Annotated in this window: 14 protein-coding genes; 5 read left to right on the forward strand and 9 right to left on the reverse strand. The window is 37.5% G+C overall.

Features of this window, described 5'->3' with window-relative positions; all coding sequences use genetic code 11:
* Positions 1–128: 128 nt before the first annotated feature.
* The 4 genes from C0T34_RS00150 to C0T34_RS00165 form a co-directional block, all read right to left on the reverse strand.
* Positions 129–1,250 carry a cupin domain-containing protein gene (locus tag C0T34_RS00150; protein ID WP_109849474.1) on the reverse strand — a complete coding sequence of 374 codons (1,122 nt, stop codon included), beginning with the start codon at positions 1,248–1,250 and terminating at the stop codon, positions 129–131.
* Positions 1,251–1,883: 633 nt separating this feature from the next.
* Positions 1,884–2,240 (reverse strand): DUF4186 domain-containing protein, encoded by a 357-nt coding sequence (locus tag C0T34_RS00155; RefSeq protein ID WP_098942923.1) that lies wholly within the window; start codon positions 2,238–2,240, stop codon positions 1,884–1,886.
* Between the two features lie 206 nt (positions 2,241–2,446).
* Positions 2,447–3,139 (reverse strand): helix-turn-helix transcriptional regulator, encoded by a 693-nt coding sequence (locus C0T34_RS00160; RefSeq protein WP_109849475.1) that lies wholly within the window; start codon positions 3,137–3,139, stop codon positions 2,447–2,449.
* 77 nt (positions 3,140–3,216) lie between these two features.
* Entirely contained in the window at positions 3,217–3,531 is a 315-nt protein-coding gene (locus tag C0T34_RS00165; RefSeq protein WP_109849476.1) for an antibiotic biosynthesis monooxygenase, read from the reverse strand.
* A 749-nt stretch (positions 3,532–4,280) separates the two neighbouring features.
* On the opposite strand from C0T34_RS00165, the gene C0T34_RS00175 reads away from it, so the two are divergent.
* Positions 4,281–4,571: a VF530 family protein gene (locus C0T34_RS00175; protein ID WP_098942917.1), complete on the forward strand. Its 291-nt coding sequence runs from the start codon at positions 4,281–4,283 to the stop codon at positions 4,569–4,571.
* Positions 4,572–4,631: 60 nt separating this feature from the next.
* Here C0T34_RS00175 and C0T34_RS00180 read toward each other — a convergent pair whose 3' ends face one another.
* Both C0T34_RS00180 and C0T34_RS00185 read right to left on the reverse strand, forming a co-directional pair.
* A complete protein-coding gene (locus tag C0T34_RS00180) occupies positions 4,632–5,330 on the reverse strand; it encodes a hypothetical protein (RefSeq protein WP_109849477.1) in 699 nt (232 codons plus the stop codon).
* 119 nt (positions 5,331–5,449) lie between these two features.
* Positions 5,450–6,616, reverse strand: a complete 1,167-nt coding sequence (locus C0T34_RS00185; protein WP_098942914.1) for a XylR family transcriptional regulator — start codon at positions 6,614–6,616, stop codon at positions 5,450–5,452.
* 188 nt (positions 6,617–6,804) lie between these two features.
* Here C0T34_RS00185 and C0T34_RS00190 point away from each other — a divergent pair, with 188 nt between their 5' ends.
* The 4 genes from C0T34_RS00190 to xylB all read left to right on the forward strand — a co-directional run bounded on the left by C0T34_RS00190 (position 6,805) and on the right by xylB (position 12,310).
* Positions 6,805–7,974: a MalY/PatB family protein gene (locus tag C0T34_RS00190; RefSeq protein WP_109849478.1), complete on the forward strand. Its 1,170-nt coding sequence runs from the start codon at positions 6,805–6,807 to the stop codon at positions 7,972–7,974.
* A gap of 6 nt (positions 7,975–7,980) precedes the next feature.
* A complete protein-coding gene (gene nhaC, locus C0T34_RS00195; protein WP_098942911.1) occupies positions 7,981–9,456 on the forward strand; it encodes a Na+/H+ antiporter NhaC in 1,476 nt (491 codons plus the stop codon).
* Positions 9,457–9,466: 10 nt separating this feature from the next.
* Positions 9,467–10,783 carry a xylose isomerase gene (gene xylA / locus C0T34_RS00200; protein ID WP_109849479.1) on the forward strand — a complete coding sequence of 439 codons (1,317 nt, stop codon included), beginning with the start codon at positions 9,467–9,469 and terminating at the stop codon, positions 10,781–10,783.
* 72 nt (positions 10,784–10,855) lie between these two features.
* Positions 10,856–12,310, forward strand: coding sequence for a xylulokinase (gene xylB, locus C0T34_RS00205; protein WP_109849480.1), 1,455 nt, complete (start codon positions 10,856–10,858; stop codon positions 12,308–12,310).
* Between the two features lie 255 nt (positions 12,311–12,565).
* Here xylB and C0T34_RS00210 read toward each other — a convergent pair whose 3' ends face one another.
* The 3 genes from C0T34_RS00210 to yegD form a co-directional block, all read right to left on the reverse strand.
* Positions 12,566–12,829: a DUF3811 domain-containing protein gene (locus C0T34_RS00210; protein WP_098942907.1), complete on the reverse strand. Its 264-nt coding sequence runs from the start codon at positions 12,827–12,829 to the stop codon at positions 12,566–12,568.
* Between the two features lie 172 nt (positions 12,830–13,001).
* Positions 13,002–14,027: an aminotransferase class I/II-fold pyridoxal phosphate-dependent enzyme gene (locus C0T34_RS00215; protein WP_098942905.1), complete on the reverse strand. Its 1,026-nt coding sequence runs from the start codon at positions 14,025–14,027 to the stop codon at positions 13,002–13,004.
* A gap of 140 nt (positions 14,028–14,167) precedes the next feature.
* A complete protein-coding gene (gene yegD / locus C0T34_RS00220) occupies positions 14,168–15,520 on the reverse strand; it encodes a molecular chaperone (protein WP_098942903.1) in 1,353 nt (450 codons plus the stop codon).
* Positions 15,521–15,686: the final 166 nt, after the last annotated feature.

Consider the following 15,686-nt stretch of genomic DNA (forward strand, 5'->3'; position numbering starts at 1 on the left):
ACCTCGTTAAAGCGAGGTTTTCTTGTTGCAATTAAGCCAATACCATCTGATTTGAGAAAGAAGAAGGGCGGAAACGATAAAAGAAAACACCCGCAAGCAGGTGTTTTATCATATTCCGCAGATAAGGCCTATTCTTCGAAGTACCAATACCCTTGATTGATAAATTCAGTTAATTCCGCAACAAAGGCTGAGTCCATCAGTGCTTCACCGAGTTCATCTTTTCCAACTTCTGTAAACTGGCATAGTGCATTTGCTCCCTTCATTTCTTTGGTAGTCCAAGATTCTGTATTTACAAAGAAATTATCTTCGATACGTAGGACGCGCAGTCCGCTCAATCGGATCAGTTTTTCACCATCATTCAGAGCACTCAATACTTCTTCAGGCTGATATGGTGGTTCTGCTGGAGCGATATCCAGTTCATGACGTGGTGTAGTGGCAAAACGGCCTAACCATTGTTCAAAATCACCGGGCTTGTTGATCATTTCAATCATCATGGCACGCAGGCGTTCAACTTCATAAGTTTCCATTCTTCCTGCATTGTCACGTACAGTTAGGTTAGGATCGCCATAATTTATCCCGCCCAGATCTTGCTCCAGCGCATAGTCTGCAAAACTACTCAGTAAATCACGGCCATTTGGTCCACGAAAGCCGACAGAATAGTTCATGGTATCTTCGAAAGTGAAGCCATCGTGAGGGAATCCAGGTGGAATATACAGAATATCTCCCGGCGCCATTTCCACATCAATAATTGGCTCAAACGGATCAACATGTAGTAATGCCGGATGTGGGCAGAACTGACGCATTGGCAGGGCATCACCGACACGCCAGCGACGGCGTCCCATTCCTTGAATGATAAAAACATCATAGTTATCAATATGTGGTCCGACACCGCCTCCGGGTACTGAATAGGAGATCATCAGATCATCAAGACGCCATTCAGGCAATACACGGAACGGTTTCACTAACTCAGCTGACGGCATATGCCAATGGTTGACGGCCTGTACTAGTAGCGACCATCCTTCTTCGCCTAATCCGCTATAATCTTCAAACGGACCATGACTTGCCTGCCATTTGTTGTCAGTTAAGCTGACAAGACGGCTGTCGATTTCTGGCTCCATTGCCAGACCTGCCAGTTCATCTGGTGTGATAGGATCGACAAAATTAGGAAATGCATTTTTCAATACAACAGGTTTCTTTTGCCAGTATTTTTCTAAAAATTCAGGCCAGTTAAGATTCAGTTTGTTAACCATGTGACCACATCTGTGTAAATAAATAAGTGGGTAATTATAGAAGTAATGCACTGCAATATTTTTGTTTGGTGTCAAATGCCCATCAATAACACGGATAGGAATATGACAATATAAAGGGATATGGGGAGGGGATTTTACTTCTCTCACAGAGGTTTTAGTGCTTTTCTATCTCTTTTTAATTTTTTAATTTTTTGATTTTCTTCTTTTTCTTATTTATTATAAAGTTAATAGAGCTTAGTTTATCTTTTGTTACATTTTTACCATCTGTTATATGTTCGCGCCAATGATCAAAATACGGTCTTTCTCGGTCATATTTGATATCTCGTCTTAAATTTAAAATCTCTCGTTGTTTATCAAATAAAATAACCAGTCTAAGTTCGTTTGTAACAAAAGCATTGATGAATAAGCTTTAAGTTAAGAATCAACCAACATAATCAACCAGCCTAAAATAGAGATTTCAGTGCCTATCCATATTTAGATACCAAGGTTCGCATAATGTATATTATGTTAAATTGAATATAATAGCCAATAAAACAACCATCATGAGATGGTTCTTTTCAAGGATTTAGCTTTTAAAGCCCTCTTGCCTCCGATACGTGTTAAGAAACGTATTATCTAACTCTATTGATTAATTTAAGAATTCATTTGATTAACTAGCCAACGATGAATTATTTGAACAATATATGTTTGCTCTTCTTCCGTTAATTGACGATGTTTTTCTATACCATGCCAGGTTTTTAAACATCCACGACAACAAGTCGCCGTGGCATGCTGAGCAATAAACACAGGATGTCCTCGCATTGGAGTTTGCTTACCATCATTTTTGGGTTCTTTAGCAGCTAAGCGTTCTTGAATAAAATCTAAAGCGTGTTGATCGATGGTATCAGAGCCTTTATCAATACAGTATTGTCGTTCTTTTGGCCCTAATTTAAACTTTTGTCGAAAAGTTGATTTGGATAATCTGTTAAATAAAAGATCTACATTATTCATTAAATTTGCCACCTAAATCAATGATCGTACGCTTATAGTACATAGCTTACAATCACATATATTTTAGTTTATTACCCAAACATTGATGGTAGATAAAATTACTAAATGTGGTTATCTCCTATCACCATGAAGAGAATCAAATGCTTCATTGGATAAGTACCCTTACCTGATTTGAGTCACCGGTTTTTTTATTTTTCAAATACAGTCTATCTCTTTTCTATATTAAAGTGTTGAGCCAACGCTTTATAACCTTTCTCGCTGATAGTCACTTCTCTATATCCTTGATGTCGTGTTAACCATACCTGCGTTTCTGCATAATTAAGAAAAGAAGTACCAATTTGTCCACCTAAATGAAAACGACGTTCACTCCAATCTAAACATGGGCAGCAAATATTACGAGAATGCTTTGCTTGAAATTCAATCCCCATATTTTTAAATCGCTCAAGACCTAGTGTTGTAATAGCGTAGCCATCTTCTGTTATCCATTTTTGCTGACAAAGTGAATGGTAAATATCGACAGCAACTTCACCTGCTAAATGATTATAGCAAGTTCGTGCCTTTCTTAAGTTTTTAGGTGTTGTGATTTTGGCTTGTGAAATATGGTCGGTTGAAAAACTCATTAAGTTTTCAATAACGTTGGCAATTTCATCGTTAGCTAATCGGAAATAACGGTATTTACCTTGGGATATGACAGAAATAAGGTTACTACTGAGTAGTTTTGATAAATGGCTACTTGCTGTAGAGGCAGAAATATCAGCCACAATACCCAGCTCAGTCGCTGTCCACGCCCTTCCGTCCATTAATGCACAGAGTATTTTGACTCTGGAAATATCAGCAATCGCAGTACCCACAGCAGCGATTGCTGACTCTACAGTGTGTTGATATTCTGATTTAGCCATTTTAAATTTAAGCCCTTTGATAGCATGTTATTAATGGTGTCATAATGTGATTGTAGTAAGCTCATAAGTCTATTTAATTACAGACTTTCTGCATCAAATGAATATTCACGCACCAAAGAAACAATGCTAATTTTGTAAAAATCGAAAATAGACTCTCGTCCTTCTTGTTGCGCTCTTTTATGTAAAATATTTTTCTTCCATTGCAAAACAGCCTCTTCATTTTCCCACCAAGAAAGTGATAATAATTTTCCTTCGGTTGATAAACTTTGAAAACGCTCTATTGAAATAAATCCCTCAATATCCTTTAGTAATGGCTTTAAATCAGCCGCTAAAGATAAATAACGATCGTGCTTTCCCGGTTTAATGTTTACTTCAAATATTACTGCAATCATTAGTATTCTCCTTTATTGGGTGATTATGAGTGTATTGATAAAAAAGGTAAAACACTTCGATAATCATTGAAATGAGTGCAATTATCTATTTTAAAAAAATAGCGTATAGCCTGCTTATTTTTGATACTGAAATTAGGGTTAGGCACTTTAAAAGTGAATAAAAGTGGAATTAAAACCACAATACTGATTAACAGCGATATTGCACTTGCCCATATGTGGCGTTATCGAAAAAATACCATTGATTAAATTCACTTCGAATTTCACAAGACTGCGTAGGCTTAATTCTCCACCAGCTTGATAGGCAATTTCTAACCACTAAGTAGCCCTAACACAATAAGCTGATGTTGACTGGTGATCAAAATAGAAATATAAATTGCTATTTATATTTCTATTTTATTCTTTATCTGAAATTAGTTGTTTTTTCCAATTCTGACAAATGGACTACTATAACTACGGTTATAATTGATTATTTTTCCAACATAGCGATCGCGAATATCTTGAGGTGCTTTTCGACCTATAAATTCCCAACGTTCACTATTTTATGATTTTTAATTAATAAAAGAAATCCCCGCTTCTGGCTATCTGTTTGCTTATAGTTTTCCAAAACAAACAAATGGGAAATCTTTTATATTACGAGTCATACTGGATGACAACACATCATCTCTATTTTATTCAGCTGATTTTATTGCCACTCTCACGGCTTTCTTGTACTCTGCACTGCTTCTTCTATTTCATTGTAGGTAATAGTAATGACCGGACACGTTTCTAAAGATCCTTTGCATGGCGTTACTCTCGAAATGCAAGTCAATGCACTGGTGGCTAAATATGGTTGGGCTAAATTAGGTCAACTTATCAAAATTAACTGCTTTAGAAGTGATCCTAGCGTGAAATCAAGTTTAAAATTTTTGCGCAGAACCCCTTGGGCACGCGCTGAAGTGGAGGCGCTCTATCTTGATTCTCTCGAAGCTGATATTGATGATTTGATTGAAATTATCGATCACCCTGATTGTGATCCTTGGGCGAATAGCCGTAGAAATTGAGGGATTGGTTTTTTTAGAACGCTTCATTTGATATTAAAAAATATGAAGCGTTAGTTTTTATTAAATAAATTTATTTAAATACTCTATTTGTTTGTCAGTTAGGAATTCATTATTTTCATTTAAATAATCAGTATTAATGTTTATTCTAGTTATTTTTTTTGCGGTGTTATTTTGGTATGAAATCCTGAATAATTTAGATAAATCTCCTCTATTAATCCATAATTCATCAATACTATTAATTCCCGATTTATAAAAAAATATAAATTTCAGTTTTCTTTGCTTTTTATAGCTTTTATTAGGTAAGAAGTTTATTAAAGTGACAAAAATATATGGAAGATATGCAGGATTTAATTTTGCATATCCATATATATTAATTCTTCTTGCTTCTTTTAGAATTTCCATAAATTCTTGATAATCTAAAAACGGTGTGATTTCTTTAACCTTACTATATATATTGCGAATGTTTCTTTTAGTGAAATCTTTGTTTTCTATTTGGACTTCATCATTTCTATCGCCTCTGAAAAGGTAAAGATATCGTTCATTATTTATTTCTATAGTAGGACAGCAGGAATTTTCTCTGTGACGAAAATGGCCATTATCTTTATTTTTTCCTGCTATTAGGTTCATTTCTTGATTACAGATCGGACAACGTGCTTTAGGTGCATCCTTAACTATTTGATATCCTCTTTCTAGAGTGAATTCAATATATTCTTTATCATTAATTAAGATATCCTTTTCTGGATGAAAGGCTTTAAACATATCACATTCCTTAACGTTTATTTATTATAATTATGAATGTTATATATTCTTAATTTAAAATCAAATATTAATTTTTTAAATTATTTCGAAAGTAAACTAATTATATTTAATATAATTCTTTACTCATCCCTAAACTCTTTCGGCGTCATACCAAATTCTTTTTTAAAAATAGAGTAAAAATATTGCAATGAAGGATAGCCACACATCACGGATATTTCTTGGATTGCGAGTGTTGTGGTGGCTAATAAATTTTGAGCGCGTTTGAGTTTCTCTTCATAAATAACGGTATGAATTGTCTTACCGATCTCTTTTTTAAACCGTTGCTCTAAATTAGAACGCGACATATTAACCGCATCTAAAACTTGCTCTGTTTTTATCCCTTTACAGGCATTGTAATAAATATAATGCATAGCTTGCACAACGGTAGGATCGTTAAATGAGTGAAAATCGGTTGAGCGGCGTTCGACTATTTTAACAGGTGGAACCAACACTCTTTGTTGTTTATTGGTTGGATACCCTTCCAGCGTTTGATGTAATAGCTTGGCTGCTAAATACCCCATTTGTCGTGAACCTTGCACAACAGAAGATAATGCAATGCGAGATAAATAACGTGTCATATCTTCATCATCAATACCGATAATGCTTATTTCTTCAGGCACATTAATATTTAAATTGTCGCAAACTTGCAGTAAGTGTCGTGCTCTTGCATCGGTGACCGCAATAATTCCAGTTTGTGGTGGTAAAGTTTGTATCCAATCGGATAAACGATTTTGTGCGTGTTGCCAATTCTCTTGTGTAATATCCATGCCGTTATAAACAATACCTGGATATTTTTCGCTGGTAACTAATTGTCGAAATGCATGCTCTCGTTCATTAGACCAATGGGGATGATCTTTTGCCGGTAAACCATAAAAAGCAAAATGCTTAAGTCCTTTCTGTTTTAAATGCAAAAAGGCTTGTTGAACTAATTCATAATTATCAGTAGCGATATAAGGAACGGGAGGATAATTTTCTTCTTGATGATAAGAGCCTCCGACACCAATAACCGTTAATGGTGATTGGCTTAAATGCTTAGCAATAATCGGATCATCAAAATCAGCAATAATACCATCACAAATCCAATGGTTTATATTATCAAGCCGAGTGCGAAAATCTTCTTCAATAAATACATCCCAATGGCATTGTGATGCCTGAAGATACTCTCCAACACCCTCAACCACTTGTCGGTCATAGACTTTATTAGCGTTGAATAACAGCACAATACGAAAGTATTTATCTTTTTTCATTTTATTCTACCTAATTACCCTGCTAGGCATTAAACCACAGCTTTAATTTTGCTAGAACTTGCTTTCATCGCTATGTGATTACTATCACACAAGCCAAATTTCGTAATAGCAAAGTAAAAAATAGGAATAACCAATGTTAATAACAACGAGTATTTTGTTTTTAAACACGGTTGCCGAGGAGATTTTTCATGTATCAGAATAACTTTAATAAATTAATTTCTAGGCAAAATACCTATAGCGCAAAATGGTGTAATAGTAACGCCAATGTTATTCCGTTATCTGTTGCAGATATGGATATTCCTGCGCCTGATTTTATTATTAATGCATTGACTGAATTTAATCTCAAAGGAATTTATGGCTATACCGACCTTAGCCATGACTGGAATAACGTTGCTGTAAATTGGTTTAAAACGCAATATCAGTGGGTTGTTGAGCCTGAATCTATTGTTTTTTGCCCTCGCATTATTCAAGCAGTCTCGCTTTATATTCAAAACTTCACACGCGTTGGTGATAAAGTCACAACCTTATCACCTGCTTATCATCCTATTAGTAATGCGGTTTGTGTCAATCAACGTGAGCTATTAGAAAGCCCGTTGATGTATCGTGACGGTTATTATGAAATTAATTTTGATGACTTAGAAAGTAAGTTTAAACAGTCTGTCTGCTTTATTTTACTATCACCACATAATCCAACAGGAACGGTATGGCAAAAAAGTGAGCTATTAAAAATAGCGGAACTCGCACAGAAATATCAGGTTTTTATTATTTCTGATGATGTACATGCTGATTTTGTTTTTGATGGAGCAACTTATCACCCTATTTCATCAGTAAATAGTTATGTAAAACAACACTCTTTTATTTGTACTTCTCCCGCTAAAACATTCAATTTAGCCGGACTCGAAGTTGCCAATATCGTTATTGCCAATCCTGAATATCGTGAAAAATTCAAACAATGCTTAATTGCTGCGGGTATTCATAATCCGGGTTATTTCTCAGTTCCCGCTTTTTTACAAGCTTACACCTTACAGGGCCAACAATGGGTTGGTGAATTAAAAACGTATCTTGCTGATAACCGACAATGGGTAAAAGAACAATGTGAACGTTACTTTCCTGATTGGGTTATCACTCAAAGTCATGGCACCTACATGCTATGGATTAACTACCAAAAAATGCAGTTATCTGAAGAACAACTAAAACATTGGTTTGTTTCATTAGCCGAAGTGGAAATGAGTTGGGGGCGTGGTTTTGGTGCGGTTGGGGATGGTTTTTTCCGCATTAATATCGCGACACCTCGTTCAATATTAGAAACCGTTTTCACTCGGCTTATTCGTACCTTACCTCACGCCAGTTTGGAATAAATTACAATGAAAACGCAAACGATAAACAGCCCGAGAACACCTACATTACTCGAATCACTCTTTCCTATATTCACCATGGTGGTGCTATTAGGAGGAGGCTACGCCGCTTTTGATTTACCACCAGAGCCTTTAATGGTGCTGTCTACAGTTGTAGCTGCACTATTGGTCAAGCGATTAGGGTATCGCTATGACGAGATCTTAACGGCAATCTCACAAAAAATTGCTAAAACCATGCCAGCCTTGCTGATTTTAATCAGCGTAGGCTTGTTAATCGGCACATGGATGATTGGTGGTACCATTCCATTGATGATCTATTACGGCTTAAAAATGATCAGCCCAGAAATGCTTTATGTTACGGCATTATTGGTGACATCATTAGTGTCAGTTTGTACAGGAACTTCATGGGGCTCAGCAGGAACCATCGGTGTTGCCTTTATGGGGGTTGCTGTCGGTATGGATGCAAACCTCGCTGCAACAGCCGGTGCCGTAGTTGCGGGTGCCTATTTCGGTGACAAACTTTCACCGCTATCAGGTGATACTAATCTTGCAGCAATGGCTGCAAGGATCGACCTCTATCAACATATCTGGCACTTACTTTACACCACACTGCCTTCGCTGATTTTAACCGCGATTGTGATGACTGTTTATGGAATGAACGGTGATTTAGCAGGACAAGGTGTGCCAGAAAAAGTGACATTAATTACCAATGGTCTTGAGAATGTTTATAACTTCAATCTAATCCTTCTCATTCCTGTATTAGTGATTTTATATGGTTCAGTAACGAAAAAACCGACTATTCCAGTGATGTTAGCCTCTGCCGCCATTGCGATGTTTAATGCTTATCTTATTCAAGGTTTTGGATTACATGACATCGTAAAAAGCGCGGTTGATGGCTTCAATGTCTCAATGATCCAAGGGAAAGAAGTTCCTGAATTATTAGGTAACTTATTAAATCGTGGTGGCATGAACTCAATGATGAGTACCCTGCTTATCTGCTTCTGCGCCCTCTCTTTTGCCGGTACTTTATCGTTAAGTGGCGCATTAGAAGTAATTGTCCATGCATTGTTAAAAATGGTTCACTCAACCGGTTCAATGATCTTAGCCACAATTGCTTGCGGACTAACCATGATTGGTGTGACCTGTAATGGACAAATCTCAATCCTTATTCCTATCGAAATGTTGCGCGGTGCCTATATCGAACGAGGCTTACACCCTAAAAACTTAGCTCGTACTGTAGAAGATTCCGCCACAATCTTTGAACCCATTTTACCGTGGACAGCCGCAGGCGCTTATATGGCAGGTACGTTAGGTGTTGCAACCTTAAGTTACTTACCTTGGGCTGTATTGTGCTGGAGTGGCATCTTCTTCGCCATGCTGTGGGGTTTCACGGGCTTTGGCATTGCCAAACTAACACCAGAAGAGCAGGAAGAGATGACTGCTGAGCTTGAATCACATTCAGAATTACAACTTGATACTAAATAAGGACGGTTCCATGTCTTACTTCGATAAAATTGAACAAATTCAATATGAAGGCACAACAAGCGATAACCCACTAGCGTTTCGTTACTATAATCCAGATGAGATTATTTTAGGTAAACGCATGGAAGATCACCTAAGATTTGCCGCTTGCTACTGGCATAACTTCTGCTGGAATGGTTCTGATATGTTCGGTATCGGTACTTTTGATAGACCGTGGCAAACGCCAGGTGAAGCATTAGAGCAAGCAAAACGCAAAGCAGATGTTGCCTTTGAGTTCTTTCATAAGCTCAATGTTCCTTTCTACTGTTTTCATGATGTCGATGTTATTTCTGAAGGCAATAACATCAATGAATATATCTCTAATATGGCGGCGATAACCGATGTATTAGCGAAAAAACAAGAAGAAACCAACGTTAAGCTATTATGGGGAACCGCAAACTGCTTCACCAATCCTCGTTATGGTGCGGGTGCAGCGACTAACCCTGATCCTGATGTTTTTGCATGGGCTGCGACACAAGTTTGTGAAGCGATGAAAGCGACAAAAGCGCTGGGTGGTGAAAACTATGTATTATGGGGCGGACGCGAAGGCTATGAAACGCTGTTAAATACAGATTTACGCCAAGAAAGAGAGCAAATTGGTCGCTTTATGCAGATGGTTGTTGAGCATAAACATAAAATTGGTTTCCAAGGCACATTACTGATTGAGCCAAAACCACAAGAGCCGACAAAACATCAATACGATTACGATACTTCGACTGTTTATGGTTTCTTAAAACAGTTTGGTCTTGAAAAAGAAGTCAAAGTAAACATTGAAGCCAACCACGCAACGTTAGCAGGACATAGCTTCCATCATGAAATTGCGACTGCCATTGCGTTAGGTATTTTAGGCTCTGTTGATGCTAACCGTGGTGATCCACAATTAGGTTGGGATACAGATCAATTCCCAAATAGCGTAGAAGAAAATGCACTAGTAATGTATGAAATTCTTAAATCAGGTGGATTTACAACAGGCGGTTTAAACTTTGATGCTAAAGTTCGTCGTCAAAGTAATGATAAATATGACCTTTTCTACGGACATATTTCAGGAATGGATACAATGGCAATGGCATTACGCATTGCAGCAAGAATGATCCAAGATGGTGGTCTTGATAAATTTACAGCGCAGCGTTATTCAGGCTGGAGTGCAGAGTTTGGTCAAAATATCTTACAAGGTAAATTAAGCCTTGAAGAAGTGGCAAAATATGCACAAAGCAACACCTTAGCGCCACAATTACAAAGTGGACGCCAAGAAATGCTAGAAAGTTTAGTGAATCGCTATATTTTTGGCTAATGGCATAAATGTAATAGCACAGCGGGTTTTCCGCTGTGTTTATTAATTAGATACAGGTCATGGGATAACTTTATGTATTTAGGGCTAGATTTAGGCACTTCAAGCGTTAAAGCGATCATTATGAATGAGCAAGGTGACGTTATCGCCAGTCATTCCGTTTCTTTAGCAATATCACGCCCTCACCCTCAATGGTCAGAACAAGATCCCCTGCAATGGTGGCAAGCAACAGAAGAAGCCATTCTTCAGCTTGGACGCAGTTATCCAATGGATCAAATCGAGGCGATTGGGCTAAGCGGGCAAATGCATGGTGCCGTTTTGCTTGATGCTCAACAAGCGGTGTTGCGTCCTGCTATCTTATGGAACGATGGCCGTAGTTTTAAACAGTGTCAGGCACTTGATGCGCAATATCCTCAGTTTAAAAAAATTACGGGTAACTTAGTTATGCCCGGTTTTACTGCACCAAAACTACAATGGGTTGCTGAAAATGAGCCTGAAATTTTTCAACGCATTGCGCATGTTTTATTACCTAAAGATTTTTTACGTTGGAAGATGAGCGGTAATTTCGCCAGTGATATGTCGGATTCAGCAGGTACGCTTTGGCTAGATATGCAAAAGCGAGATTGGAGTGATGAGCTTTTAAATGCCACAGGATTAACGCGTCGTCAAATGCCGACGTTGTTTGAAGGCAATCAAATAACCGGCTATCTATTGGCTGATATCGCTAAAAAATGGCAGATGAAACAAGTGCCTATTATTGCTGGTGGTGGCGATAATGCAGCGGGTGCAATTGGTGTCGGCGTTTATCAACCCGGTCAAGCGATGCTCTCTCTAGGTACTTCAGGTGTTTATTTTGTTGTTAGCGAAAAGTTTCTCCAAAATAGTGACAATGCAGTACACAGTTTTTGTCATGCATTACCCAATACTTGGCATTTAATGTCTGTGATGCTAAGTGCCGCATCGTGCCTTGATTGGGTGTGTCAATTGACAGGAATTGAGAGTGTGGGTGCGATGTTTGAAGAGATTGAACACGCAATTTTTACTGATAGCCCTCTCCTATTTTTACCTTATCTTTCAGGCGAACGGACGCCTTATAACAACCCTAATGCGAAAGGTGTCTTTTGGGGATTAACCCATGAACATCAACGTGCTGACTTATGCCAAGCTGTTCTTGAAGGTGTAAGCTTTGCGTTACGACAAGGGATTGAAGTTGCTGAAAATGCAGGTCAATTAGCTAATAACATTACGTTAATTGGTGGTGGTGCAAGGAGTGAATATTGGAGACAATTGCTTGCAGATATTACAGGAAAAAAACTCGATTATCGCCAAGGTGGCGATGTTGGCCCAGCTCTTGGTGCAGCAAGACTGGCACAATTAGCAGTAAATCCTGCTCATTCATCACACGTTATTCTTTCTCAACCTAAGCTTGAAAAACGCCATACACCAGATTTAGAAAAACATAAAACATACGAAAAAAAATATCATGCCTTTAAAAAGTTATATTCATTGATTGATAAGATGGAAATATAACTATATTGCGTCAATATCAGGGTATTATTTAAAACCACTCAATTAAGGGTGGTTTTATTTTTCACTTATAGCTGTAAGATGAGATGCACTATGAGATCTCTATATTGGTAAAACATAATAGATAAGAAGGCAAAATGAAAAAATTGGTGATGTATTACTGGCACCATTAGGTGCTTTATTGGGTGTAGTTGTTCAGAGTGCAGGAAATTAATTGCTTAGCCCTGATAAATAAATATATCAGGGCGAATTAAAAAATTAACGATACCCGCTACGATGGTTTTTAGCTGACCAACTATAGGTTTCATTGCTAGGGGCTAATTTTTGTTTTTTCTTGAGGGCTTGTGCTTTTTTGGTGGCTTTTTCAACTTCGAGGGAGATTTCAGTAATAATGGAGTCTTTGACTTTATTCATTTCGGCATTGGTTAATTCGCGCCCTAATTTCTTTCTCTCTTGACCTATCCTGGTTTTTACTCGCATTTTTTGGGCATCGGTCATCTCTTGGAGTGTCAATTTCTTCATTCTTTTACCCTACCTATGTTGAGAGAGGAGTAATCAATATAACATTATTAATGCACCTCTCCAGCATTATATTTAGATTTAAGGTAATTAAATTCTGATTATATTGAAAATGCATTACACACGTAATAAGCGTGTAATGCATAACAATAAGAGATAAGTTTAAACGGAAAATTTAAACTAATTGCAGAAATGCCGTTTTAAATCCATCGATATCTTGTTGTGTTGTTGCCCAAGAAGTACAAAGACGTAAGCAACTCAAGTTAGGATCTTCAAGTAATACACGATGAAAAACAAATTGTTGTGTTAATTTTTCCGCAATTGTGTTTGGTAAAATAACAAAAACTTGGTTGGATTCAGGCGGAGCTAAAAATTCAAAGCCTTGTTCAGTAAAGAATTCGGTTAATTGTGATGCCATTTCATTAATGTGTTTGCCTAATTTAAAATAGAGATCATCTTTAAATAAAGCTTCAAACTGCGCACCTAATAACCAACCTTTCGCTTGTAACCCGCCCTTTTGTTTTAAGCTAAAACGGAAATCAGATTTTAGTGCAGGATGACAAATCACGAGCGTTTCAGCTGACATTGCACCGATTTTAGTACCACCAATATAAAACGCATCCGTTAAACTGGCGATATCTTCAATAGTCAGATCACTTTGTGCGGACATTAATCCTGCTGCTAAACGAGCACCATCAAGGTACAACCATAAATTATGTTCGTTACAGTAGTTACGTAGCGCTTGCAACTCCGCTTTGCGGTAAACCGTACCAATTTCTGTGGCATTCGTTATATAAACAAGTTTGGGTTGAACCCAGTGTTCATCATTATGCTCAGCAAGAATAGGTTTTAATAACTCTGGTGTTAATTTGCCATCAGCGGAAAATGTTGTGATAACTTTATGCCCTGTTGCTTCAATAGCCCCTGTTTCATGTGTAGCAATATGCCCAGTACTGATAGAAATAACGGCTTGGTGTGGACGTAAAAAATGAGAGATAGCGGTTAAATTAGTAATGGTACCACCATTAAAAAAGTGAATATCTGCATCAGGTTGTTGAATACGCTGTTTTATTGATTGAGCAGCTTGATGACAAAGCTTATCCATACCATATCCATCATAGCGTTGCCCCACTGTATCAGTGATTGCCTTCATGACCGCAGGATGTGCAATTTCATTATAATCATTTTGGAAGCGGTACATGTGTTCTCCTGTCGAATGTTGTGTTTTTATCGTGTTTTATAAAGCAAAACGCTCTACATCTAATCAATACAAAGATTGAATGTAAAGCGCTTTAATATATTGAAAACATCAGTTATTTAAAACCGATTATTTAATACTCATTATTTAAAGCAGACCTCGCCCCAACGCGCCAAACCTGCGGTAACCGATCCAAAGTCATTACCTTTAACAATCGGAATATTAGGCAATTGCTGTTCAATGGCTTGACATAAAATAGGTGAACGCGCAGAGCCTCCCGTCATAAAGATAGCATCGGGTTTTATTCCCCCTTGCAAAACGGCATCATTAACTAATTCAATCATTTTACTTTTTGGTGATTCAATAGCTTCAACCATCTGATCGCGTTCGATAGTTAATTCTAAGGTTTCACTTAATAGTGCGATATTAGCAATATATTCAGGGGAATCTGATAAAGCGATTTTAGCTTCTTCAGCACGTCTAACAATGCTATAGCCCAATGTTTCATTATAGACTTCAATAAGACGCGCTATTTTTTCAGGCTCTTTAGCGTCTCGTCTTAGCTGATTTAATGCAGCAAGATTTTGACGAGAATAAAAATCTTTTTGTGCTTCGACATTATTAATTGCAATAGGATCCCAGAACTGTTTCAGAGGTAATTTAATACCTGAAGACGTTAATCCTGTCATACCAAATAATGGCATAAGCTGTTTAAAAGCAAGGTAAATATCAAGATCGTTACCACCAACACGTTGTCCACTATGGGCAAGTAATGTATTTGAACGGTCAGTTTTACCTTGGTAGCTTGGCCCCATTTGAATTAATGAGCAGTCAGTGGTACCGCCACCAATATCAACGACTAATACAGTTTGGTCTTTAGTTAACGTTGACTCATATTCAAGCCCAGCAGCAACAGGTTCAAATTCAAACATAATATTCTTAAAGCCGGCCCTTTTAGCTGCACGGATAAGAATACTTTCAGCTTGTCTATTTGAAGCCTCGCCACCTAACCCATTAAAGTTAATCGGTTTGCCAATAACGGTATCAGTGATCGCTTCTTGTGTGCTTTTTTCTGCTTGGTGCTTAATATTTGCCATCATGGCGCAAACTAAATCTTCAAAGAAGCTAATTTGTATATCATGTAGGCCAGAAGCACCTAAAAAGGATTTAGGTGATTTAACGTAATAGACATCACGAGGGTCACGTAGGTATAAACTTAGTGCAGATTGTCCGAAAAGAATATCTTCAGGAACTAATTCAATATCTTCTTCTCGATTAAACGCAATCGACTTTCTTAGTAATTGTTCGCCAACTTCACTGGAAGGTTTAATATTTAAGTGGCGAAATAAGTGCTCAGAAACAGATTCACGGGTTGGCGCACAAAGGGTTGATGGAATATACACATCATTACCTTCTAAAGGCAAAAGAGTGGGTTTCCCCTCTTTCATAATTGCAACAGAACAGTTTGATGTTCCGTAGTCAAAGCCAATAAACATTCAGCCTCCCCAATAGACTTCATTAAAAAAAGACTGAGCACTCTACATCAAGCTTTTTGCAATTACCACCAGATTATAAGGTTTAAAAGAGAGAAAAATCCCTTAAAGCGACAATAAAAATGATTGGATTAGTTGCTATTTTTTAGCACATTTCAAATTAATGCTA

The sequence above is a fragment of the Proteus sp. CA142267 genome (assembly GCF_003336825.1).
Lineage (GTDB): Bacteria > Pseudomonadota > Gammaproteobacteria > Enterobacterales > Enterobacteriaceae > Proteus > Proteus terrae.